At 66.3% G+C, this 21,582-nt stretch carries 21 protein-coding genes; 11 read left to right on the forward strand and 10 right to left on the reverse strand.

All coding sequences use genetic code 11. The features are described from left to right. Positions 1-31: 31 nt before the first annotated feature. On the reverse strand, positions 32-349 hold the full coding sequence (locus tag VUG52_RS12605) for a DUF2388 domain-containing protein (protein WP_050705957.1): 318 nt from the start codon (positions 347-349) through the stop codon (positions 32-34). A 177-nt stretch (positions 350-526) separates the two neighbouring features. Here VUG52_RS12605 and VUG52_RS12610 point away from each other — a divergent pair, with 177 nt between their 5' ends. The 3 genes from VUG52_RS12610 to VUG52_RS12620 all read left to right on the forward strand — a co-directional run bounded on the left by VUG52_RS12610 (position 527) and on the right by VUG52_RS12620 (position 2,902). After that, positions 527-1,153 (forward strand): glutathione S-transferase family protein, encoded by a 627-nt coding sequence (locus tag VUG52_RS12610; protein WP_050705956.1) that lies wholly within the window; start codon positions 527-529, stop codon positions 1,151-1,153. 141 nt (positions 1,154-1,294) lie between these two features. Continuing rightward, a complete protein-coding gene (locus tag VUG52_RS12615; RefSeq protein ID WP_331833047.1) occupies positions 1,295-2,104 on the forward strand; it encodes a substrate-binding periplasmic protein in 810 nt (269 codons plus the stop codon). 117 nt (positions 2,105-2,221) lie between these two features. Next, positions 2,222-2,902: an alpha/beta hydrolase gene (locus VUG52_RS12620; protein WP_331833048.1), complete on the forward strand. Its 681-nt coding sequence runs from the start codon at positions 2,222-2,224 to the stop codon at positions 2,900-2,902. A gap of 1 nt (position 2,903) precedes the next feature. Here the strand turns inward: VUG52_RS12620 and VUG52_RS12625 are convergent, their stop codons facing one another. Next, positions 2,904-3,185 carry a hypothetical protein gene (locus tag VUG52_RS12625; RefSeq protein WP_050705953.1) on the reverse strand — a complete coding sequence of 94 codons (282 nt, stop codon included), beginning with the start codon at positions 3,183-3,185 and terminating at the stop codon, positions 2,904-2,906. A gap of 364 nt (positions 3,186-3,549) precedes the next feature. On the opposite strand from VUG52_RS12625, the gene VUG52_RS12630 reads away from it, so the two are divergent. After that, positions 3,550-5,637 carry a putative bifunctional diguanylate cyclase/phosphodiesterase gene (locus VUG52_RS12630; RefSeq protein WP_050705952.1) on the forward strand — a complete coding sequence of 696 codons (2,088 nt, stop codon included), beginning with the start codon at positions 3,550-3,552 and terminating at the stop codon, positions 5,635-5,637. Here VUG52_RS12630 and VUG52_RS12635 read toward each other — a convergent pair. Beyond that, positions 5,634-5,897 (reverse strand): DUF1652 domain-containing protein, encoded by a 264-nt coding sequence (locus VUG52_RS12635; RefSeq protein ID WP_050705951.1) that lies wholly within the window; start codon positions 5,895-5,897, stop codon positions 5,634-5,636. The genes VUG52_RS12630 and VUG52_RS12635 overlap by 4 nt on opposite strands. A 298-nt stretch (positions 5,898-6,195) precedes the next feature. On the opposite strand from VUG52_RS12635, the gene VUG52_RS12640 reads away from it, so the two are divergent. Then, entirely contained in the window at positions 6,196-7,425 is a 1,230-nt protein-coding gene (locus VUG52_RS12640; protein ID WP_262952319.1) for a pyridoxal phosphate-dependent aminotransferase, read from the forward strand. On the opposite strand, the gene VUG52_RS12645 is transcribed toward VUG52_RS12640, so the two are convergent. Then, the gene (locus VUG52_RS12645) at positions 7,351-7,998 is read right to left on the reverse strand and encodes a DUF1345 domain-containing protein (protein ID WP_050705949.1); all 648 of its coding nucleotides are present in this window, start codon (positions 7,996-7,998) and stop codon (positions 7,351-7,353) included. The two genes, VUG52_RS12640 and VUG52_RS12645, sit on opposite strands and share 75 nt — an antisense overlap. Positions 7,999-8,090: 92 nt before the next feature. Next, a complete protein-coding gene (locus VUG52_RS12650; protein ID WP_331833049.1) occupies positions 8,091-9,272 on the reverse strand; it encodes an NnrS family protein in 1,182 nt (393 codons plus the stop codon). 215 nt (positions 9,273-9,487) lie between these two features. Between VUG52_RS12650 and VUG52_RS12655 the strand changes: the two genes are divergently transcribed. Beyond that, on the forward strand, positions 9,488-10,402 hold the full coding sequence (locus VUG52_RS12655) for a site-specific integrase (RefSeq protein ID WP_050705947.1): 915 nt from the start codon (positions 9,488-9,490) through the stop codon (positions 10,400-10,402). A 40-nt stretch (positions 10,403-10,442) separates the two neighbouring features. On the opposite strand, the gene VUG52_RS12660 is transcribed toward VUG52_RS12655, so the two are convergent. Further along, a complete protein-coding gene (locus tag VUG52_RS12660) occupies positions 10,443-11,621 on the reverse strand; it encodes a type II secretion system F family protein (protein ID WP_331833050.1) in 1,179 nt (392 codons plus the stop codon). 11 nt (positions 11,622-11,632) lie between these two features. Beyond that, the gene (gspG, locus tag VUG52_RS12665; RefSeq protein WP_050705945.1) at positions 11,633-12,058 is read right to left on the reverse strand and encodes a type II secretion system major pseudopilin GspG; all 426 of its coding nucleotides are present in this window, start codon (positions 12,056-12,058) and stop codon (positions 11,633-11,635) included. Positions 12,059-12,244: 186 nt separating this feature from the next. Here gspG and VUG52_RS12670 point away from each other — a divergent pair, with 186 nt between their 5' ends. The 4 genes from VUG52_RS12670 to VUG52_RS12685 all read left to right on the forward strand — a co-directional run bounded on the left by VUG52_RS12670 (position 12,245) and on the right by VUG52_RS12685 (position 17,613). Beyond that, positions 12,245-12,844, forward strand: coding sequence for a lytic transglycosylase domain-containing protein (locus VUG52_RS12670; protein WP_050705944.1), 600 nt, complete (start codon positions 12,245-12,247; stop codon positions 12,842-12,844). A gap of 142 nt (positions 12,845-12,986) precedes the next feature. Further along, on the forward strand, positions 12,987-14,432 hold the full coding sequence (locus VUG52_RS12675) for a sensor histidine kinase (RefSeq protein ID WP_050705943.1): 1,446 nt from the start codon (positions 12,987-12,989) through the stop codon (positions 14,430-14,432). 291 nt (positions 14,433-14,723) lie between these two features. Then, positions 14,724-16,217 carry a sensor histidine kinase gene (locus VUG52_RS12680; protein ID WP_050705942.1) on the forward strand — a complete coding sequence of 498 codons (1,494 nt, stop codon included), beginning with the start codon at positions 14,724-14,726 and terminating at the stop codon, positions 16,215-16,217. After that, the gene (locus VUG52_RS12685) at positions 16,186-17,613 is read left to right on the forward strand and encodes a sigma-54-dependent transcriptional regulator (RefSeq protein ID WP_262952323.1); all 1,428 of its coding nucleotides are present in this window, start codon (positions 16,186-16,188) and stop codon (positions 17,611-17,613) included. Before VUG52_RS12680 ends, VUG52_RS12685 begins: the two co-directional genes overlap by 32 nt. A gap of 234 nt (positions 17,614-17,847) precedes the next feature. Here VUG52_RS12685 and VUG52_RS12690 read toward each other — a convergent pair whose 3' ends face one another. The 3 genes from VUG52_RS12690 to VUG52_RS12700 all read right to left on the reverse strand — a co-directional run bounded on the left by VUG52_RS12690 (position 17,848) and on the right by VUG52_RS12700 (position 20,259). Then, positions 17,848-18,147 (reverse strand): hypothetical protein, encoded by a 300-nt coding sequence (locus VUG52_RS12690; RefSeq protein WP_220690019.1) that lies wholly within the window; start codon positions 18,145-18,147, stop codon positions 17,848-17,850. Between the two features lie 105 nt (positions 18,148-18,252). Continuing rightward, on the reverse strand, positions 18,253-19,605 hold the full coding sequence (locus VUG52_RS12695; protein WP_262952324.1) for a GntP family permease: 1,353 nt from the start codon (positions 19,603-19,605) through the stop codon (positions 18,253-18,255). Positions 19,606-19,719: 114 nt separating this feature from the next. After that, the gene (locus VUG52_RS12700; protein ID WP_262952325.1) at positions 19,720-20,259 is read right to left on the reverse strand and encodes a gluconokinase; all 540 of its coding nucleotides are present in this window, start codon (positions 20,257-20,259) and stop codon (positions 19,720-19,722) included. A gap of 207 nt (positions 20,260-20,466) precedes the next feature. On the opposite strand from VUG52_RS12700, the gene VUG52_RS12705 reads away from it, so the two are divergent. Then, a complete protein-coding gene (locus tag VUG52_RS12705; RefSeq protein WP_050705105.1) occupies positions 20,467-21,486 on the forward strand; it encodes a LacI family DNA-binding transcriptional regulator in 1,020 nt (339 codons plus the stop codon). Positions 21,487-21,582 lie beyond the last annotated feature (96 nt).

The raw sequence follows: 21,582 nt of genomic DNA on the forward strand, positions 1-21,582 counted from the left end.
GGGCCGCATGACGGCCCCGGGTTTCTTGCGCTCAGTGATCCGCCAACCCGTCATCCTGAGACAGTAGCGCCCGGGCCAGCTCCTCGTCACTGGCCTGCAGCCCGGGATTGGCCTGGCGTACCTGGGCCAGCGCCGACTCCAGGTAAGCCCCGCGAATGGCACCACCACTGGCGACGAAGGCCGACAGTTCGTCACGGGCCGGAATGATCCGTTTGTCGTCCTTGAAGGTCGAGTACAGCGATGCGGAGATCCCCGCCGAGGTGGCGACATCCCCGGCATCGACGCGGGCCAGGGCGGCGCCGGCGGGGAGCAGGAGCAGCAGTGAGGGAACGAGCAGTAAATGGCGCATGGCGAGTCCTCCGGAAAGGTGATGCCCTAGGGAGTTACTGCATGATGTTAAGAGCGCAAAGGGTCGCCGGGAGTTCCACTGTGACGCCAAGGCAAACGGCTGTAGCGTTCACAGCTGTTGCAGGATTAGGATCTGGTCATTCTGCTGACCTGCATTGATCAAGGGAACCTGACACCCATGGCCGAATACACGCTCCACTGCTTTGCCGAATCCGGCAACGCCTACAAGGTCGCACTGATGCTGGAGCTCACCGGTCAGGACTGGGCACCGGTGTTCGTCGATTTCTTCCACGGTCAGACCCGTGGCCAGGACTGGCGTGATGCGGTCAATGAACAGGGCGAGGTGCCCGTGCTGGAACATGCCGGCGAGAAGCTCACCCAGTCGGCGCTGATCCTCGACTACCTGGCCGAGCGCACCGGCCGCTTTGGCCCGCGCGACGAGCATGAGAAGCGCGAGATCTGGCGCTGGATGCTGTTCGACAACCACAAGTTCACCAGCTATTACGCGGCCTTGCGTTTCATCTACTGCCTGAAGAACTTGGGTGAGTCGGATGTCACCCGCTTCTTGCGCGAGCGGGCCAGGGCGGCCTACCAGATCGTCGATGCGCACCTGGCAGACACGCCATTCATGGTGGGCGGGCGCCTGACCATCGCCGACCTGTCCCTGGCGGGATATGTGTACATGCCCGAAGACACGGGGTTGGCGCTGGACGAGTTCCGCCATATCGAAGCCTGGAAGGCACGGATACAGGCGGTTGCGGGCTGGAAACACCCCTACGACCTGATGCCGCGAGCTGCCGGCTGAGGCAGCCCGGCACGTTCTGGAACAGGCGTGACGACGTACCGCAGCACGGATCCCGACAGTGCACGTGGCGATCGGTCATTTCTCGTGCACACTGTGTAAGGCCACGTTGTCAGTGGCGTAATCCATAGCGCGAGGAACGCAATGAGCGGACGTTGTCTGGGCCTGTCTGTGATGTTGTCGTTCGCCCTGGCGATGGTGCCCAGGATCACCGTCGCCGCTGATGCCTGTCAGCACCTCACCGCCACTGGCAATCCGGAGTATCCCCCTTACCTCTGGCGAGACCCGCAGGACCCCGAGCGCCTGATCGGCGCCAATGCCGACCTGCTCAAGCAGGTGGCCAAGGAACTCGGCCTGGTGGTGGACGTGGTGTATGTCGGACCCTGGTCCAGGGCCCAGGAAGAGGTGAGCAGCGGGCGCGTCGACATGCTCGCCGGGTATTTCCGCACCCAGGCGCGAGAGCTGCTGGTGGACTTCGTCAGCCCGCCGTTCCTGTTCAACTCCAGTGTGGTCTGGGTGCGCAAGGGGGAGGGTTTCGCCTATAGCGACTGGTCCGACCTCAAGGGGCGACGTGGCGGAACGCTGGTCAACAACAGCCACGGCCAGGCCTTCGACGACTACGCCCGGGCGCAGCTCAACCTCGAGGCCGTGCCCAGCGTCACCCAGGCTTTCCAGAAGCTGCTGCTCAAACGCAGCGATTATGTGATCTTCGAACACTATCCCGGGCTGGCCCTGGCTCGCACGCTGGGTAAGGAGCAGGCGCTCGAGGTGCTTGAACCACCAGTCTCCAGCGAAGGGTTGTACCTGGCGTTGTCACACAAGTCCGGCTGCAACAAGCCGATGCTGCGCGAGCAGCTGGCGCGCAAGATGAAGGCGCTGGTTGCAGGCCCGCTGCCCGAGCAACTGGTGGTCGAGAACCTGCAACGCTGGCAACGCCAGCAGGCGGGCCAATAGGCTTTTGCGTCATTTGCGCAGGTGCCGTCCAATGCCTTTGATCCAAGGCGCGGTAATCGGTGGCCTATGCTGTTGCGGCGAATCACATCCCTGTTTCCCTAGCGAAGGTGTTCATCCATGAGCAAGCCAACGGTCGTATTGGTACACGGTTTCTGGGGTGGTGCCGCCCATTGGGGGAAGGTGATCGTCGAACTGGCGCGCAAGGGCATCAAGGATGTCCGCGCCGTGGAGTTGCTGTTGACCTCCCTGGCGGACGACGCCGAGCGCACGCGCAAGATGGTGGCGCAGGTTGGCGGGCCGGTACTGCTGGTCGGGCATTCCTATGGAGGGGCGGTGATCACCCAGGCGGGCAACCAGGACAATGTGACGGGGCTGGTCTACATCGCGGCCTTCGCACCCGATGCGGGCGAGAGCCCAGGCGCACTGACCCAGCAGCATCCACCGCTGGCGGCAGCGAACCTGGCGCCGGACAGCGACGGCTACCTGTGGATCAAGACCGACAAGTTCCACGAGAGCTTCTGCCAGGACCTGTCGGCGGACGAGGCGCTGGTCATGGCGGTGACGCAGAAGGCGCCGCTGGCGAGCACCTTTGGCGATTCGATCGTTGATCCTGCGTGGAAGCACAAACCGTCGTGGTACCAGGTCTCCAGCCAGGATCACATGATCGCGCCGGCCAACCAGCAGATGATGTCGGCGCGGTTGAAGGCACGCAAGGTCATCACCCTGGATGCCAGTCACGCGTCGCTGGCCTCGCGGGCCAAGGAGGTCGCCGCGCTGATCGAGGAGGCGTTGGGCTAGCTCAGCCCTTGCACTTGGCCACGACGACCTGGCAGGTGTGCGGCGTGCCGCCCGACCTGCCGGCGTAGCGCACGCAGCTGGCCAGTGACTTCTTGCTGGCCATGGCGAGGGTGGGGCCGAAGGCCAGGCCACCTTCACCGCTGCTGGGCAGGGCCTTGGCGTAGCAGGCGGAACCTTGTGCTGCGTAGCGGGTGGTGGCGTGTTTGTTCGAACAGCCGGCAGTCAGCGACAGTGCGAGGGCAAGCAGGGCGAGCAGCACTGCCTGCCTGGGGCGGGTGGCCATGGCGAGCTCCTGGGGCGGCGTGGTTTCTGGGTGTTGGCCTGTTGAGATTAGCTGGAGTCGCTTCGCTTGGCGTGGGTTTCGTCGTGACGCTATCGCGGGGCAAGCCCGCTCCCACGCTATCTAGCAAGTCATTCAGGCATGTTCCACAGCGTGGGAGCGGGCTTGCCCCGCGATGAGACCCGAGACGACCAATGGCAATATGCCTTCAATTACTGGGCGATGCGCTCTAGCCCAGTCCCTGCGGTGCCTGGCACCGATCATTGGATCCATTCAGACCCGCGAAAACCCCGTGCGTTTCGCCAAAGCTTGAGTACAATTATCGGCTTTTCCCGGGCCGTCCCTCGGCCTGTTCCTGGAAGTGCGAATGCTGATCGGTAGTTACTCCTCCTCGCTGGTGTTGATTTCGCTGTGCGTGGCCATCCTTGCCTCCTATACGGCCCTGGACCTTACCGGGCGCATCGCCACGGCCAAGGGGCGGGCGGTGTACCTGTGGATGGGTGGCGGGGCGTTCGCCATGGGCATCGGCATCTGGTCGATGCACTTCATCGGCATGCTGGCGTTCAGCTTGCCGATCGAGCTGGGCTACGACACCACCCTGACGGCCTTGTCGCTGCTGATCGCGGTGGCCTCCTCGGGCTTTGCCCTGTGGCTGGTGAGCCAGCCGAAGCTGCCGTGGCTGCAGTTGGCGTTCGGCGCCTTGATCATGGGCACCGGCATCGCCTGCATGCACTACATGGGCATGGCCGCGCTGCGCATGCAGCCGGGCATCGACTACGACCCGACGCTGTTCGGCGCGTCGCTGGCCATCGCCGTGGGGGCGTCGGCGGCGGCGCTGTGGATCGCCTTCCGTCTGCGCCAGCACACCCCCTATGTGCGCCAGATTCGCGGTGTTGCGGCGGTGGTGATGGGCATCGCCATCGTCGGCATGCACTACACCGGCATGGCCGCGGCCAACTTCCCGGCGGGCAGCTTCTGCGGCGCGCTGACCACGGGCCTGGCCGGCGATGGCCTGGACTACCTGGTGCTGATCACTACCTTGGCGGTGCTGGCGGTGGCCCTGCTGACCTCGGTGCTGGACGCCCGCCTGGAGGCGCGCACGGCGGAGCTGGCACGTTCGCTGACCCTGGCCAACCAGGAACTGACCCAGCTGGCCCTGCACGACACCCTGACCGGGCTGCCCAACCGCACGCTGCTGGCCGACCGTATCGACCAGGCCATGGGCCGGGTGGCGGAGCAGGGCGGCTGCTTCGCCCTGATGTTCATCGACCTGGACGGCTTCAAGCCGGTCAACGACGCCTTCGGCCACCATGTCGGCGACCTGTTGCTCAAGGCCGTGGCGGCCCGCCTGCGCGGCCATCTGCACAGCCAGGACACCCTGGCGCGGATCGGCGGCGACGAGTTCGTGCTGCTGGTGGAGCTGGACGAGCCGGACGACGCCATGAACGTCGCGGTCAAGCAGGTCAACCTGATGGCCAGGCCGTTCCGCGTGGCCGAGCACGACCTGCAACTGTCGGCAAGCCTGGGTATCGTGCTGTACCCGGGCAACGGCCTGGACCAGCACGAGCTGCTGCGCAACGCCGACGCGGCCATGTATCACGCCAAGAGCGCCGGCAAGAACGGCTACAGCTTCTTCGACGCCTCGATGAACAGCAACGCGCGCCAGCAACTGCAATTGCTGCAGGACTTGCGCACGGCCCTGGAGCACAACCAGTTCCGCCTGCACTACCAACCCAAGTTCGACGCCGTGCAGCGCCAGCCCATCGGCGCCGAGGCCCTGCTGCGCTGGGAACATCCGCAGCATGGCCTGATGCTGCCGGACCGCTTCATCGGCCTGGCCGAGAAGACCGGCCTGATCATTCCGATCGGCGAGTGGGTACTGGGCGAAGCCTGCCGACAGATGCGCCAGTGGCTCGATGAGGGCAACGACGACTGGCGCATCGCGGTCAACCTGTCGGCCATCCAGTTCTGCCATGCCGGGCTGGTCGACAGCGTGGCCCAGGCGCTGAACGAGAACGGCCTGCCGGCCAACCGCCTGACCCTGGAAATCACCGAGACCACCGCCATGCGCGATGCCGACGCCAGCCTGCATGTGCTGCAGCGTCTGTCGGACATGGGCGTGGACCTGTCCATCGACGATTTCGGCACCGGCTACTCCAGCCTGATGTACCTCAAGCGCCTGCCGGCCAACGAGCTGAAGATCGACCGCGGCTTCGTGCGCGATCTGGAGCAGGACAGCGACGACGCGGCGATCGTCTCGGCCATCGTCGCCCTGGGCCAGGCGCTGGGCTTGCGGATTGTCGCCGAAGGGGTGGAAACCGACCGCCAGCAGGACTTCCTGACCCGCCTGGGTTGCGACTCGCTGCAGGGCTACCTGCTTGGCCAGCCGGTGCCGCCCGAGCAGTTCATGAAGGGATTGCAGGTGTTAAAGGCGCGCCAGGAACAGTTGGGCTAGACGACGCTACGCAGGCGGCCGGCCAGCAGGTCGAAGGTCTCCATCTCGGCCTCCACCGCCTCGATGATCCGCTCGACATCGGCGGCGGGCATGATGGTGGCGCAGGGAATGCCGGCGATCGCCAGCAGGGTTTCGCCAGTGGCCCGGTCGAACAGCCGGGCGACCATGCTGCGCGGGGCATCCATGCTGGCCTCGAAGCCCAGCGGATGGAAATGCCAGCGCATCACCTGGCAGGCGTTGGGGAACGTCATCTTGTTCATGCCAGCCTCCTTGTTCGTGTCCTGAACGCGGTGATTCCGTAGCAGTAGCACTGTGGCCGTCCTAGCCTGTCGGGACTGTAACCATAGCACCTGCCATGGCAGCAATCGCCAGAAAATATGGCAGATGTACTAATGCATGACGGCGGTCACAGTCCTGTCACGATGAACGGTGGGTGTGTATCGGCCGGGGCAAACGTTTTCCCCGTGGGTGGACGGCAGGCAGCGAGGGTTGCTCTGCTATGTTTATCCGCAGCGCTTTTCGGACCAACGGTGTCGGCCGGCAGACAGGGAGACAGTCATGCGTTATTCCACGCTCACCCAACGTATTGCCGGCCATGCAGTTGCCGCCTGGGACATTCACTACCAGGCCCTGGAGCAGCGCCGACAGGGGCGCGAGATTATCCTGCTGTCGGTGGGCGACCCCGATTTCGACACTCCGGCCCCGGTGGTCGAGGCCGCCGTGGCCAGCCTGCGGCGTGGCGACACCCATTACAGCGATGTGCGCGGCAGCCTCGCCCTGCGTGAGGCAGTGGTGCGCCATAGCCAACTGCCCCTCGATCCCGCGCAGGTGGTGGTGACCGCAGGAGCACAGTGCGGTCTGTTCGCGACCTTCCAGTGCCTGTTCGAACCCGGCGACGAGGTGATCGTCGCTGAACCCATGTACGTGACCTATCACGGCGTGTTCGGTGCCTGCGGTGCGCAGGCCGTACCCGTCGCGGTACGCCCGGAGCAGGGGTTTCGCCTGGACCCTGCGGCGGTGGCCAGGGCGATCACCCCGCGCACCCGCGGCCTGCTGCTCAACAGTCCGCACAACCCGACGGGCGTGGTGATCGACCAGGCCGACCTGGAGCGCCTGGCGCAGTTATGTCGCCATCATGACCTGTGGCTGGTCTGCGACGATGTCTACCAGGCGCTGCTGTACGACGGTGAGGCGCCCAACCCGTTGAGCCTGCCGGGCATGGCTGAGCGCTGCGTGTCGATCGGCAGCCTGTCCAAGTCCCATGCCATGAGCGGCTGGCGGGTCGGCTGGGTGATCGGTCCGGCGCTGTTTGCCAGGCACCTCGGTACCCTGGTCATGAGCATGCTGTTCGGCCTGCCGGAGTTCGTCATGCACGCGGCTTGCGTGGCCCTGGACCAGGCGTGGGATGACGTGCGGCGGATGCGCGAGGTCTACCGGCAGCGCCGCGACCGGGTTTGCGCGGTGCTGGAGGGCTGCCCGGGCATTCATGCCCATCGGCCGGCCGGTGGCATGTTCGTGATGCTCGATATCCGTGGCAGCGGGCTCGGCGCCCAGGCGTTCGCCCAGCGCCTGCTGGACGAGGAGGGCGTGGCCCTGCTGCCGGGGGATGGTTTCGGACCGAGTGCGGCGGGGCACCTGCGCCTGGGGCTGGTGCTGGAGGCCGATGTGCTGGAGCAGGTGTGCCGGCGCATCGCCGCCTGCGCGCTGCGGGTGCTAGCCGAGCAGTCCGGCGGCGATGTTGATGGTAAAGCCGAGGATCGCCGTGTTGAACACGAAACCTACCAGTGAGTGGGCCAGCACCACCCTGCGCATGGCTCGGCCGGCGACGCCGATGTCCGAGGTCTGCACGGCGACGTTGATGGTGAACGAGAAGTAGTGGAAATCCCAGTAGTCCGGGTTGCGCTCGCCGTCGGCAAAGCGCAGGGGCGGCTCATGGCGGTCGCCGGTGTAGAACAGCCGGGCATAATGCAGGCTGAAGATGCAGCCGATCAGCAGCCATGAACCGGCCACGGTCAGCCCGGTGTACAGGTAGTGCAGGGCCATGGCGCTACCCTCCAGGCCGCGACTGGACACCAGTTGCAGGGTGACGGCGGCCAGGCTGGCGATGGCCGAGACGCAGACGGTGATCAGCACCAGGCCGGCGTTTTCATCTTCGATACGGGCGACCTTGCGCACCCGCTCGGCATTGGCCCGCAGGCTCAGCCACAGGACCATGGCCAGGTACAGCCAGACGCCGAGGTTCCAGCCGGCGAGGATATGCTGCACGGTATCGCCAGCGGGGATCAGCCAGCCACCGAGCAGGCCGGCCAGGGTGGCGATACTGAGACGGGGGTGAGTGCGGGTGAGGTGGTGGAAGGCCATGCGGTCCCTTGGCGGATGGGCGTGGGTTGAACTGTAGACTATCGCGGGGCAGGCCCGCTCCCACGCAATGCGCGACAGCCGAGGCGGGACGTTCAGCCCGGCATGCCATCCACCCGTGCCTGCAGCAGGATCGGCAGGTAGTGCCAGAGGAACAGCAGCAGCGCGGCGCTGCCGAACAGCACCGACAAGCCCAGCCCCAGCGGCGTGAACGGCACCACCACGACCCGGGCCAGCGCCGCCAGCTGGATCAGCGCGAACGCCCAGCCAATGCTGCGCGGCACCGTCAGAGGCCGCCCGGTATGCCCCAGGCTGACCCGGGCCATCATCGCCACGATCAGTCCGGTCATGGCGCCGACCGTCAGGGCGTGGGCGGCCAGGCTCGGATTGATCGCCACCCCGGCATGCCACAGCGCCAGGCCCAGGCAGGCCGGGATCAGCCAGGCGTAGGCCAGGTGCAGTGACCACAGCAGCGGCACCCGCCACAGGCCACGGTCATGCCACAGCGCCAGGCGCACGCCGTGCAGCACCGCCAGGGTGGCGAACAGCGCGGCCATCAGTGGCTGCGGCGCATCGTTGAAGCCCAGTACGTAGGTGAGCGGCAGCGCCACGCTGCCCAGCAGGCAGGCACGATCAAGCCAGGGCCGGGCCGGCGCCGGGCTCATGTTGCCCAGGCCGCGACGGGTGAAGAACGGGATCACCCGCCCGCCGATCACACTCATCATCGCCGCCACCAGCCACAGCCCGGCCAGCACGCCGCGCCGTTGCCACACCTCGTTGCCCAGCAGCCCGCCTGCCAGGGTCAGCCACTGGCAGGCGGCGATCAGCAGCACCAGGACCACGATGGGATAGTTGTTGCGCAGCCGCCGCTGAATGATCGGCCGGGCCAGGGCCAGCGCCACCAGAGGCAGGAAGGCACCCTCGATCAGGACCAGCAGCCAGGCCGACAAGGGCAGGAACCAACTGATCCGGCCCAGCAGCCAGAGCAGGAACAGCCCCTGCAGCGGCCGGCCGCTCAGGCCCGGGATGCCGCTCCAGTTCTGTACGGCGGTGAGCAGGAAGCCGGCGACGATGGCCACCGCGAAGCCGAACAGCATTTCATGGCGGTGCCAGGCGAGCATGCCGCCCGCCGGGTCGAGATGGAACGCGCCGGCCAGCACGCCGGCCCACAGCAACAGGGCAAGCAGGGCGAACAGGCTACCGCCGAGGAAGAACGGACGAAAACCCAGGGCCCAGAGGGCCTGGCGTGGGCGAGCGGTGATCGGCTGGACGAGCATGGCGGGGACCTTGGTTCGATCGGAGCGGTTGAATGGGGTACCATCACGAACCATGCCAGCGTTCAAAGGCCTTGAATATCAAGGTGATGGCACTGCGTGAAGTCATTATGACTCTTATTATTTGTAGTCTTTTTGACCTTGATCAGGGTCGAAACGACTCGCTTTACGCCGTCTTGCGCCCACCGCGCATTCGGCTTTGCTACAGGATCCCCGCTGTGACCGACCTCCTGCGCAATCCGCTGCTGCAGTACCTTGCCCGCCTGGCCCCGTCCAGCCAGCTGACCATGCGCTACATCCTGCAGGATGCCGCCGACCGCCTGGGCTTCGCCGATGGCGATATCGCCGACGTGCCCTGGCACCGTCTCGAGCCCGGCCATGTGATCGCCCTGGTCGCGGCGCTGCGCGCCGATGGCTACGCGCCCAATACCTCCTCGCTGTACGTCAATGCCGTGCGCGGGGTGATGAACGAGGCCTGGCGCCAGGGGCTGATCGACCACGAGCAGTTGCTGATGATCCGCGAGGTCAAGCCGGCCGGTGGCAGCCGCCTGCCGCCGGGACGCAACCTGCGGCGCAACCTGATCCGTGAACTGATGGATGTATGCGCCGCCGACCCGCGCCCCCAGGGCGTGCGCGACGCAGCGATCCTGGCGCTGCTCTACGGAACCGGCATGCGCAAGTCGGAATCGGTGGACGTCGACCTGGACCAGGTGGACTTCCAGGAGCGCAGCGTGCAAGTGCTGGCCAAGGGCAACCGCCAGCTGGTCAAGTACGCCCCGGCCTGGGCCTTCGACAAGCTGCAGGCCTGGCTCGACCTGCGCCGCCAGCACCTGCCAGCCGGCGAGCACGACGACAGCTTCCTGTTCAACCGCATCCGCCGCGGCAGCCATATCACCCGTGCGCGCATCACCAAGCACGCGATCTACTACATCGCCCGCCAGCGCGGGGCGCAGGTGGGGGCCAAGATCATGCCCCATGATTTTCGCCGGGCGTTCATCACCCGGGTGATCGAGGAGCACGACCTGTCGATCGCGCAGAAGCTCGCGCACCATGCCAACATCCAGACCACGGCGAGCTATGACCGGCGTGATGACAACGAGCGGCGGCGGGCGGTGGAGCGCTTCGATTACTGACCGGCGGCGAACCTCGGCAACCCGTTCTTCGCCGCCTGGCTCAGTGAATGCTCGACGCCAGCTCGAAGATCGGCATGTACATCAGGATCACGATCAGTCCGATCAGCAGGCCGATGAAGGTCATCAGCAAGGGCTCGAACAGTTTGACGAACCACTCGACCCAGCGGCCGATCTCCTGGTCGTGGAAGTCCGCACAGCGCTCGAGCATTTCGCCCAGGTTGCCCGACTGCTCGCCGGCGCGCAGCAGCCGTAGCGAAACCGGCGTGACCAGTTGCCCGGCCTGCAGCGCATCGGACAGCGGCAGGCCCTCGGCGACCCGCCGGCTGGCCTGCTCCAGGCCTTCGGCCGCGCTGCTGCCCAGCAGCCCGCGGGCCATGCCCAAGGCGGTGAGGATGGGAATGCCGCCTTGCAGGAGGATCCCCAACGAGCGATAGAAGCGCGCCAGCTCGTACATCACCAGGCGCTGGTGCAGGGCCGGTAGCCGGCGCAGCAGGCGACCGGCGCCACGGCGCAGCGCCGGATGGCGACGCAGGGCGACCAGCGCGCCGATGCCGGCGAGCGTGCCCAGGCCCAGGGGCAGTTGCTGGGCATGCAGGAACAGGCCGATCTGCATCAGCACCCGCGACAGCCAGGGCAGCTCGGTGCCCATGCCCTCGAACACCAGGCTGAAGCGCGGCACTACATAACCCAGCAGGAACAGCACCACGCCGCCGCCCACCAGCAACAGCAGCAGTGGATAGACCGAAGCGCCGACCAGTTTCTGGCGCACCAGGTCCAGCCGCTGGCGATAGCCGATGTAGCGGTTCAGGGCGTCGCCCAGGGCGCCGGTGCGCTCGCTCGACTGCACCAGGGCCACGTACAGGGCGGGAAACACCCGTGGCTGCTGGGCCAGGGCCTGGGACAGCGAGCGCCCCTCATACAGCTGGCGAACCAGCTGCTCCAGGGTCTTGCGCGTGGCGCCGCCCGGGGCTTTCTCGGCCAGGCTCTCGAGGGCGTCGATCAGCGGCAGGCCGGCGCCGAGCAGGGTGGCCAGCTCCTGGCTGAACAGCATCAGGTCGAACGCCGTCGGGCGGCGGCGCAGGGCCAGGCCCTGGCTGCGCACGCTGAGCACGCGCAAGCCCTGGTCTTCGGCCTGGCGCCGAGCCTGGTCGCTGTCCTCGGCCTCCACCTGCAATTGCACCACGCCCTGGCTGCCCAGGGCCTTGAGCTGATAGCGCATGGCCGGGCTCCTCACTGCCAGCTGGTGATCTCGGCGTTTTCCCCGTCACCGCCGGGCTGGCCGTCCTTGCCCATCGACAGCAGGTCGTACTCGCCGCCGTTCTCGCCGGGCTGCTTGTAGATATAGGGGCGTCCCCAAGGGTCCTGGGGCACCGCTTTCTGCAGGTATGGCCCCGACCAGCGCGCCTCGCCGCCGGGCGCGACCACCAGGGCCTGAAGGCCCTGTTCGCTGCTGGGGTAGTGGCCCACTTCCAGGCGATAGAGGTCCAGGGCCTTGCCCAGGCCTTCGATCTGCGCCCGTGCCACCTTGGCCTCGGAACGGCCCAGCTGGCTGAAGTACTTGGGCGCGACGATGCCGGCCAGCAGGCCCAGCACCACCAGCACCACCAACAGTTCGAGCAGGGTGAAGCCGCGTTGGCCGTGGATGTTGCGCTGCATGGTGAAACCCTCCAGTGCGTTTGCCTCTGTCATGCAACAGCCGTGCACGTCTGCGCCGGGCCCTTGCGCCATGCACGCTGGCGGGCGGCACGGCGCTTGCGTCATAGCCGTAAAGCCCGGATCCACGGGGCATTTCCCCCAACATCGGGGGCCACTCTTGATCTTCTGCGACGGGAGGCGACCGACATGCGTGGACTGATCCTGGGACTGGCGGCAGGGCTGATGGCGTTTGGTGCCCAGGCCGACATCTACATTGCCAGCGATGGCAAGGGCGGCTTCGTGTTGTCCAATGTGCATCGGCCAGGACGGCACTATGAACGGGTGATCAAGGAGCGCGGGGTGGCTGGCGGGCCGGTCAACGCCCAGTTGGTCACCGGGCGGCCCTATGCCGACCTGGTGGCGGCCGCGGCCCTGGCCAACGATGTGTCGCCGGCGCTGCTGCATGCGCTGATCAAGGCCGAGTCCGGCTACAACCCCAAGGCCCGTTCGGCCAAGGGGGCGGCGGGGTTGATGCAGCTGATGCCGGACACGGCGAAGGAGATGGGCGTCGCGGATGTGCTGGACCCGGCGTCGAACGTGCAGGGCGGGGCGCGCTATATCAAGCGCATGCTCAAGCTGTTCGACAACGACATCACCCTGGCGGTAGCGGCCTACAATGCCGGGCCCGATGCGGTGCTCAGCCGGGGGCGGGTGGTGCCGCCGTTTGCCGAGACGCGGCGATATGTGCCGGCGGTGTTGCGTGAGTATCGGTTGTTGCGGGGGTTGGCCGAGGATGCGCCGCTTTGAGGGGGTGGGTTTCAAGGTGTCCATCGCGAGCCTTGCAGCGAACACCTGGCAGCCTTCACGCGACTAATAGCCCACCCGACACCCCATGCTTCCCCCAACTCTGGGCTATAACCTCTAGAGGTGCCCAGCCGCGGAGCCCGCCATGGACCTCGCCCCCCGTCCCGACACACTGCTGCCCGCCGACACCGGCCAGGCGCGCAAGCCATTCAACCTGCTGCGCTGGTACGCCTGGGTGAGCCTGGCCATCATCCTCTCGGTGGGTGTCGGGCTGGGCCTGATCTCCAGCCGCTTCATCATCGACGAGAGCGTCGAGCGCGATGCCTTGCTCACCGCGCAGTTCATCACCTCCATCGCCGACGCCGAAGTGCGCCATGTGTCGATTCCCAACGTGCGGACCATGGGCGAATTGCTCGACCCGCGTACCGACCACGCCTTGTCGGACGTCGATCCCGAGGCCCGGCGCCGGGCCCGGGGCGAGTTCCTCGACCATATCGCCCACCTGCCGGACATGCTCCTGGCCAACATCTACGCCCCTGACCGCACGGTGATCTGGTCGAGCAACCCGGCCTTGATCGGCAAGCTGATCGAGTCGGACGACGACCTCGACCGAGCCTTCGAGTACAAGATGCGGGTGTCGGCCAGTTACCACGATTTCGAGCAGGCGCGCAGCGAACAGAAGTTCGTCACCCCGCCCGAACAGCTGTTCATCGAGAACTACATCCCCCTGTTCGATGCCGACGGCGAGCAGGTCACGGCCATGGTCGAGATCTACAAGGAGCCCCACGACCTGATCGTGCGCATCGAGCACGGCCTGCTGCTGATCTGGCTGGCCATCGCCGTGGGCGCCGGGCTGGTCTACGTCGGCCTGTACGGCATCATGCGCCGCGCTGCCCGATTGATGGCGGTGCAGCAGAAGCGGCTGATCGGCAACGAAACCTTCGTCGCCCTGGGCGAGGTGTCGTCGGCGGTGGCGCACAGCCTGCGCAACCCGCTGGCGAGCATCCGCTCCAGCGCCGAACTGGCCCAGGCGTTCGACGAAGGCCCGGCGCAGAAGAACATCAGCGACATCATCAGCCAGGTCGACCGGATGTCGCAGTGGGTGCGCGAGCTGCTGCAGTCGCTGCGCCCGCTTGGCGACGAGGCCGTGCCGGTGGATGTGGCCCAGGCCCTGCGCGACAGCCTCCAGGCCCATGGCCAGGCGCTGCAACAGGGTGGCGTGCGGTTGGTACTGGCCGACCTGCCGACGGTCCGGGTGCTGGGCCAGCCGGCCTTGCTCGGGCAGATCTTCAACAGCCTGATCGCCAACGCCCTGGAGTCAATGGAGGCGGGTGGCGAGCTACGCGTGGAGGTGATGCGTCACGACCGGCGCACCCTCAGCCTGCGCCTCTCGGACACCGGCAAGGGTATGAGCGAGCAGCAGCAGCGCATGGCTTTCCGGCCATTTTTCACCACCAAGCAGGGTGGCGTTGGGGTGGGGCTGATGCTGGTCAAGCGGATCATGGAGTGCTTTGGTGGCTCGGTGCGGTTGAGCAGTCGCGAGGGGATGGGGACACGGGTGCTGTTGAATTTTCGTGTGGCAGCAACGTGATTTTTTACTGTAAGTAAATTTCTTAACGTATTGTTTTAAAAGAAATTTATGAAATATGGGGTGCGACTCCCCAGAAGTGGGGAATTTTTCAACATTCAGCATTAATAAATCAGTTCAAGCCTATGATTTATAACAAAAAACAAAATACTCAATGCGCTGGCTGACTTTTTGCTAGACCTGACACAGGCCTGAGGTGGCACCATCTGCCCGGCCTCAATGAAGTCACTTTGCTACCATCGGTAGCAAGGGCATGCCGATAGCCCTCATCGGCCCCCAGGCGGGAGCGACGCGATGCAGACGCTCGAAAACGATGCCCCCGACAAGCCCGGCGCTTCCGCCACCGGGCTGGCCGCGCCGCTGCGCGAGTTCAACTTGCTGCGCTGGTTCTCGCTGGTCAGCCTGCTGATCATCGCCTCGGTCGCCGGCGGGCTGGGATATGTCTCGACGCGTTTCGTGGTGCGTGACAGCGTCGAGCGCGACGCCATGCTCACCGCCCAGTTCATCCAGGCCATGGCCCAGGCCGAGGTGCGCCATTCGCAGCTGCCGCCGGGCATCACCATGGGCGAGCTGCTCGACCCGCGCCTGGACCAGCAGCACCTGCAGTTCACCCCGCAACTGGCCGAGTCGACCCGGGTCGAATTCCTCGACCACGTCGAACACCTGCCCGACACCCTGCTGGCCAATGTCTATGCCCGCGACCGCCTGGTGGTCTGGTCGACCAACCCCAACCTGATCGGCAAGCGCATCGACGAGGACGACGACCTGGAGCATGCCTTCCATTCGCGCCAGTCGGTATCGGCCAGCTACCACAAGGCCGACGAGGATCGCGAGGAGCAGAAGTTCCAGCGCGAGCCCCGGCACCTGTTCATCGAGAACTACATCCCGCTGTTCGACAGTCAGGGCGAGCAGGTACTGGCGATGGTCGAGATCTACAAGGAACCCCAGGACCTGGTGCGGCGCATCCAGCGCGGCTATGTGCTGATCTGGGCCTCGACCCTGGTCGGCGGGGCGCTGATCTACTTCGGCCTGTTCTGGATCGTGCGCCGCGCCGCCAGCCTGCTGCACCACCAGCAGGACCGCCTGGTGGCCAGCGAGACCTACGTGGCCCTGGGCGAGATGTCCTCGGCGGTGGCCCACAGCCTGCGCAACCCGTTGGCCAACATCCGCTCCAGCGCGGAACTGGCGCAGGACATCGCCAGCCCGGCGGCGCAGAAGAACATCGGCGATATCATTACCCAGGTCGACCGCATGTCGCGCTGGGTCCGCGACCTGCTGGTATCGTTGCGCCCGGCCAGCGACGAGCCCGAATCGGTGGACCTGGTGGCGGCCATCGAGGATGCGCGCCAGACCTTCGCCCCGCAGATCGAGCGCAACGGCGTGCGCTTCGCCTTCGATGGGCCGCCAGCGCAATGGGTGGCCAGCCAGCCGCTGCAACTGACGCAGATCCTCAACAGCCTGTTCGCCAACGCCCTGGAGGCTATGCCCCAGGGCGGCGAGCTGCGCGCCGAGGTGCGCCAGCTGGAAGGCCAGCAGGCCCAGCTGCAGCTCAGCGACACCGGCAAGGGCATGAGCGAGCAGCAGCGGCGCATGGTGTTCAAGCCGTTCTTCACCACCAAGCAGGGCGGGCTGGGTGTCGGCCTGGCCCTGGTCAAGCGGATCATGGAACGCTTTGGCGGCGCGGTCGAACTGACCAGCCGCGAAGAGGAAGGAACCCGCGTCAGCCTGACTTTCAACATTGCAGCGGGAGGGGACCATGGAGCACAGCATCCTGGTGGTCGAGGATGATGAAATCCTTGCCGATAACATTCGCACCTACCTGAGCCTGAAAGGCTTCGAGGTCACGGTGTGCCACAGCGCGGAGCTGGCGTTGGAGCAGATCAAGCGCGCCCAGCCGGACGCCGTGCTGACCGACAACTCGCTGCCCGGCATGAGCGGCCACGACCTGCTGCGCACGCTGGTGGCACAGGCGCCGGAGCTCAAGGTGATCATGATGACCGGCTACGGCAACGTCGAGGACGCCGTGCTGGCCATGAAGGAGGGGGCATTCCACTACCTGACCAAGCCGGTGGTGCTGGCCGAGCTCAAACTGATGCTGGACAAGGCCCTGGCCGCCGAGCGCATGGAGCGCACGCTGTCGTTCTACCAGGAGCGCGAGGCGCAGAAGTCCGGACTGCAGGCGCTGATCGGCGAGTCGCCGGCCATGCTCGAGCTCAAGCACACCCTGCGCCAGCTGCTCGAAGCCGAGCAGCGCATGGCCAGCGGCGACCTGCCGCCAGTACTGGTCGAGGGCGAGACCGGCACCGGCAAGGAACTGGTGGCCCGCGCCCTGCATTTCGACGGCAGCCGGGCCAAGGGACCGTTTATCGAGTTCAACTGCGCCTCGATCCCCGCCAACTTGCTGGAGGCCGAGCTGTTCGGTCATGAAAAGGGTGCCTTCACCGATGCCAAGGAGCGCCGTGTAGGCCTGGTCGAGGCGGCCGACGGCGGCACCTTGTTCCTCGACGAGATCGGCGAGATGGACCTGGTGCTGCAGGCCAAGCTGCTCAAGCTGCTGGAGGATCGCACCATCCGCCGCATCGGCGCGGTCAAGGAGCGCAAGGTCGACCTGCGGGTGATCAGCGCCACCAACTGCAACCTCGAGCAGATGGTCCAGCAGGGCAAGTTCCGCCGCGACCTGTTCTTCCGCCTGCGCATCATCGCCCTCAAGGTGCCGCGCCTGCACGCGCGCGGGCAGGATATCCTGCGCCTGGCCCGGCATTTCCTGGCCCACCACGGGCGGCGCTACGGTAAGCCCAACCTGCGCTTCTCGGCCGAGGCCGAAGCGCTGATGCTGGGCTACGGCTGGCCGGGCAACGTGCGCGAGTTGCGCAACATGCTCGAGCAGACGGTGCTGCTGGCGCCCAGCGAGGTGATCGGCGCCCATCAGCTGAACCTGTGTCTGACCCTGGTCGACGAGCCACAGGCGCAACCGGCGCAGGTCCTGGCATTCGAAGCGCCGCGCCACGAGCCCCCGAGCGCCGCCAGCCTGCCGGACATGGAGCGCGACATGGTCTGCCGCACGCTTGATCGCACCGATTGGAACGTCACCAAGTCGGCGCGTTTGCTGGGGCTTTCGCGGGACATGCTGCGCTACAAGATCGAGAAACTCGGCCTGACCCGCCCGGACAAGCGCCAGTGGTGACCAGCCCTGCGCTCTCATGGAAAAAACTTAATTTCTTGATTTAACTGGGGAAACGTGGGAGCGGGCTTGTCGGAACGCCGCACCGCCCGGATCACCGGCTATGCCGGTGCCATACACCGCATCGCGGGGCAAGCCCGCTCCCACGCTGTTGATGCTGTCAACCCTGTTCCCTGCGCGACAGCGCAGCCCGAAGTGCGGGGCGATCTCCTACAGGGACCGAGTAGCGTTATGGGCTCAAGGTTTCCCGCCAGTCCCTGACCCACCACCGTCACGCCCCATCCCCTCCGACCCACTACCCCCCATCCCCGGCAGATCACGATCATCGTTCTGCTCGGCTGGCGGGCTGTCCGGGTCATTACCCTTGATCCGCGGGTCGGTGTCCCGTGGCATGGGCTTCTCGATCGGGTTGAGGGTGCTGTCGACCCCCGGCTGTGGCGCCGGATTGTGCGGATCGTCAGGGTAGGTGGCGCCGGTACCGGCGGCCAGGGCCAGGGGCGAGGCGAGCAGGGCGGCGAGGAGGAAGGCGTGTTTCATGGGGCAGGCTCCTTTGCGACGGAGAAAGCGGCCCTGCCTGCGCAGGGCCTCTGTCTCACTTGGGCCTGTGACCCGTCAGCAAGGTGCCATGACGGCGACCAACGGTCACACCACCAGCGACAGCAGCATGATGAAGATGATGCCGACCACCGAAAGGATGGTCTCCATCATGCTCCAGGTCTTGAAGGTCTCGGCCACGGTCATGTTGAAGTACTGCTTGACCAGCCAGAACCCGGCGTCGTTGACGTGGGACAGGATCAAGGAGCCGGCGCCGGTGGCCAGCACCAGCAGCTCACGGTTGACCCCCGGCACCAGATCGATCACCGGGGCGACGATGCCGGCGCCGGTGATGGTGGCCACGGTGGCGGAGCCGGTGGCGATGCGGATCACCGCCGCCACCAGCCAGGCCAGCAGGATCGGCGAGATCTCGGCCTGCACCGCCATCTGCCCGATCACGTTGCCGACGCCGGTGTCCACCAGCATCTGCTTGAAGCCGCCGCCGGCGCCGACGATCAGCACGATGGCGGCGGTGGGCGCCAGGCTCTGGTCGAGCATCTTCATGATCTGCTGGCGGTTGAAGCCGCGGGCCGAGCCGAAGGTGTAGAAGGCCAGCAGCAAGGCGGCGAGCAGGGCGGTGATCGGGTGGCCGATCAGGTCCATCCACTGGCGCACGATGTGCTCGGCCGGCAATACCACGTCGGCGAAGGTTTTCAGCAGCATCAGCACCACCGGCAGCAGCACGGTGATCAGGGTCACGCTGAAGCTCGGCAGGTTCTGCTGGTTCGACTCGCGGGCGATCTGGTCCATCAGCTCCTGGGACGGGTTGCCCGGGATGTAGCGCGAGATGAAGTTACCGAACAGGGGACCGGCGATCACCGCGGTCGGCAGGGCCACCAGCAGGCCGTAGAAGATGGTCTTGCCGATGTCTGCGTGGAAGATGCCGATCGCCAGCAGCGGCCCCGGGTGCGGCGGCACCAGGCCGTGCACCACCGAAAGGCCCGCCAGCAGCGGGATGCCGATCTTCACCAGCGACACGCCGGAGCGGCGGGCGACGATGAACACCAGCGGGATCAGCAGCACGAAGCCGATCTCGAAGAACAGCGGGATGCCCACCAGGAAGGCGGCGAACATCATCGCCCAGTGCACCTTCTGCTTGCCGAAGGCGCGGATCAGGGTCTGGGCGATCTGGTCGGCGCCGCCGGAGTCGGCCATCAGCTTGCCGAGCATGGTGCCCAGCGCCAGGACGATGCCGACGAAGCCGAGCACGCCGCCGAAGCCGTCCTGGAACGATTTCATCACCTTGGCCACCGGCATGCCGGAGGTCAGGCCGAGAAAGCCTGCGGCCAGGGTCAGGGCGACGAAGGGGTGAACTTTGAAATGGGTGATCAGCAGGATGAGCCCGACGATGGTGACCATCGCGTCGAGCAACAGGAAGGTATCGGTAGCCAGTCCGAACATGGTTCGTGAACCTCGGTCTTTTCGTTGTTGTTTTGGTGTCGCGTGTCTTGCGTCATTGCGTCTTGAGAAGCATGGAGACAGCGCTGTCTTTGGTGAGCCGGAAAAACCGCCGGATCAGGCAGTCCGCGCCAGCGCCTGCTCACCGCAGGGCTTTAGCCATTGGTGCACGTCCTCGGCCAGCGTCGTCAGCGGGCGGGTGGCATCCAGGGCCAGGGTCAGGGGCTCGGCGTGCGGCGGCTCCAGCGCGGCGAACTGGCTGTCGATCAGGCTGGCCGGCATGAAGTGGCCGGGGCGGGCCAGCACGCGCTTTTCCGCTTCCTGCGGGGTCAGTTCGAGGAACACGAAGCACAGCTCGGGCACGGCCTGGCGCAGGGTGTCGCGGTAGCGGCGCTTGAGGGCCGAGCAGGTCAGGATCGGGCGCTCGCCGGCGGCCAGGGTGTCTTGCAGTTCCTGGCCCAGGCGCACCAGCCAGCCGGCGCGGTCGTCGTCGTCCAGGGGAATGCCGGCACTCATCTTGGCGATGTTCGCGGCGGGGTGGAAGGCATCGCCTTCGATCAGGCGGCCGCCGCTGCGGGTGGCGATGGCGGCGCCGACGCTGCTTTTACCACAGCCGGCTACGCCCATGACCACGATCGCGGACAGGGAAGGGTTCATCTGTACCTCCTGCTGGGTGAGATAGCGCTGTCTCGGTCGGGACGAGCCGAAGGTCTTGCGCCACCCTCCCGGGTGTTATTGATCTTGTCTTTGGCAGTATGGACGCTGAACGCATGCCTGCTACCAAGATTGCATTGCCTGCATTCAGAGACAGCGCTACCTTAGTGACCGTTCCCCATTCCTGCAAGCGGTAAAATTACAACACTCATGTCCCGCACTGGCTCGCGCACTACCGGTCGTCCCACCCTGGCGGAAGTCGCCAGGCTTTCCGGGGTTTCCCCCATCACCGCCTCCCGCGCCCTGCGTGGCGTCAGCACGGTCGCGCCGGAACTGGCGCAGAAGGTCATGGCTGCGGCGGCCAGCCTCGGCTACGTCGCCAACCCGGCGGCGCGCGCCCTGGCCTCGGCGCGCAGCCAGTCGGTGGTGGTGTTGATCCCGTCGCTGTCCAACCAGCTGTTCATCGACACCCTCGAGGCCATCCACGAGGTGATGCGCCCTCGTGGCCTGGAGGTGCTGATCGGCAACTATCACTACGATATTGCCGAGGAAGAGAACCTGATCCGCAACTACCTGGCCTACCAACCGTGCGGCATGCTGCTCACCGGCTTCGAGCGCAGCGACGCCTCGCGGCAGATGCTCGCCGCCAGCCGGGTGCCGTGCGTGCATATGATGGAGCTGGGCGGCGAGGCCGATGCCCTGTCGGTGGGCTTCTCCCAACACGAGGCCGGTCGCGCCGCAGCGCGCCACCTGATCGAGCGGGGCCGTCGGCGCCTGGGGTTCATTGCCGCGCAGCTCGACCCGCGGGTGATGCAGCGCGCCGAGGGCTTCCGCCAGGCCCTGGCCGAGGCCGGCCTGCAGGCGCCCGAGCTGGAAATGCTCGATCCGCAGCCGTCTTCCATCGGCCTGGGCGGCACGCTGTTCAGCCGCTTGCTGGCCAAGGCGCCGGATGTCGACGGCATCTTCTTCTGCAACGACGACCTGGCCCAGGGCGCGGTGCTGCAGGCGCTGCGCGAGGAAGTCGAGGTGCCGCGGCGGGTGGCGATGGTCGGCTTCAACGACCTGCCGGCCTCGGCGCACATGGTCCCGCGCCTGACCTCGATCCGCACCCCGCGCGCGGCGGTCGGCCGCGGCGCGGCCCAGGCGCTGCTGGCGCTGCTCGACGGCAAGCGGGTGGCCACCGGGCAGCAGGACCTGGGGTTCGAGTTGATGGTGCGGGAGAGTTCTTAGGGCGGTAAACATTGGACCGCACTGTCGTATGGGAAATCGGTGATTTCCCATTTAATCGGTACCCACCTGATAATTTTGCCAGTTGCGTCCGTCCTC

Origin of the sequence: Pseudomonas sp. LH21 (assembly GCF_036549575.1) — a bacterium.
Lineage (GTDB): Bacteria > Pseudomonadota > Gammaproteobacteria > Pseudomonadales > Pseudomonadaceae > Aquipseudomonas > Aquipseudomonas peradeniyensis.

Excerpts from the sequence above, each read along its gene's own strand:
- VUG52_RS12630 (WP_050705952.1), top strand. The coding sequence starts at position 3,550 with ATGCTGATCGGTAGTTACTCCTCCTCGCTGGTGTTGATTTCGCTGTGC.
- VUG52_RS12690 (WP_220690019.1), bottom strand. The coding sequence starts at position 18,147 with ATGAAACACGCCTTCCTCCTCGCCGCCCTGCTCGCCTCGCCCCTGGCC.
- VUG52_RS12685 (WP_262952323.1), top strand. The coding sequence starts at position 16,186 with ATGGAGCACAGCATCCTGGTGGTCGAGGATGATGAAATCCTTGCCGAT.
- VUG52_RS12625 (WP_050705953.1), bottom strand. The coding sequence starts at position 3,185 with ATGGCCACCCGCCCCAGGCAGGCAGTGCTGCTCGCCCTGCTTGCCCTC.
- VUG52_RS12700 (WP_262952325.1), bottom strand. The coding sequence starts at position 20,259 with ATGAACCCTTCCCTGTCCGCGATCGTGGTCATGGGCGTAGCCGGCTGT.
- VUG52_RS12640 (WP_262952319.1), top strand. The coding sequence starts at position 6,196 with ATGCGTTATTCCACGCTCACCCAACGTATTGCCGGCCATGCAGTTGCC.
- VUG52_RS12660 (WP_331833050.1), bottom strand. The coding sequence starts at position 11,621 with ATGCGCTATCAGCTCAAGGCCCTGGGCAGCCAGGGCGTGGTGCAATTG.
- VUG52_RS12670 (WP_050705944.1), top strand. The coding sequence starts at position 12,245 with ATGCGTGGACTGATCCTGGGACTGGCGGCAGGGCTGATGGCGTTTGGT.
- VUG52_RS12635 (WP_050705951.1), bottom strand. The coding sequence starts at position 5,897 with ATGAACAAGATGACGTTCCCCAACGCCTGCCAGGTGATGCGCTGGCAT.
- VUG52_RS12680 (WP_050705942.1), top strand. The coding sequence starts at position 14,724 with ATGCAGACGCTCGAAAACGATGCCCCCGACAAGCCCGGCGCTTCCGCC.
- VUG52_RS12650 (WP_331833049.1), bottom strand. The coding sequence starts at position 9,272 with ATGCTCGTCCAGCCGATCACCGCTCGCCCACGCCAGGCCCTCTGGGCC.
- gspG (WP_050705945.1), bottom strand. The coding sequence starts at position 12,058 with ATGCAGCGCAACATCCACGGCCAACGCGGCTTCACCCTGCTCGAACTG.
- VUG52_RS12610 (WP_050705956.1), top strand. The coding sequence starts at position 527 with ATGGCCGAATACACGCTCCACTGCTTTGCCGAATCCGGCAACGCCTAC.
- VUG52_RS12615 (WP_331833047.1), top strand. The coding sequence starts at position 1,295 with ATGAGCGGACGTTGTCTGGGCCTGTCTGTGATGTTGTCGTTCGCCCTG.
- VUG52_RS12675 (WP_050705943.1), top strand. The coding sequence starts at position 12,987 with ATGGACCTCGCCCCCCGTCCCGACACACTGCTGCCCGCCGACACCGGC.
- VUG52_RS12620 (WP_331833048.1), top strand. The coding sequence starts at position 2,222 with ATGAGCAAGCCAACGGTCGTATTGGTACACGGTTTCTGGGGTGGTGCC.
- VUG52_RS12705 (WP_050705105.1), top strand. The coding sequence starts at position 20,467 with ATGTCCCGCACTGGCTCGCGCACTACCGGTCGTCCCACCCTGGCGGAA.
- VUG52_RS12605 (WP_050705957.1), bottom strand. The coding sequence starts at position 349 with ATGCGCCATTTACTGCTCGTTCCCTCACTGCTGCTCCTGCTCCCCGCC.
- VUG52_RS12645 (WP_050705949.1), bottom strand. The coding sequence starts at position 7,998 with ATGGCCTTCCACCACCTCACCCGCACTCACCCCCGTCTCAGTATCGCC.
- VUG52_RS12695 (WP_262952324.1), bottom strand. The coding sequence starts at position 19,605 with ATGTTCGGACTGGCTACCGATACCTTCCTGTTGCTCGACGCGATGGTC.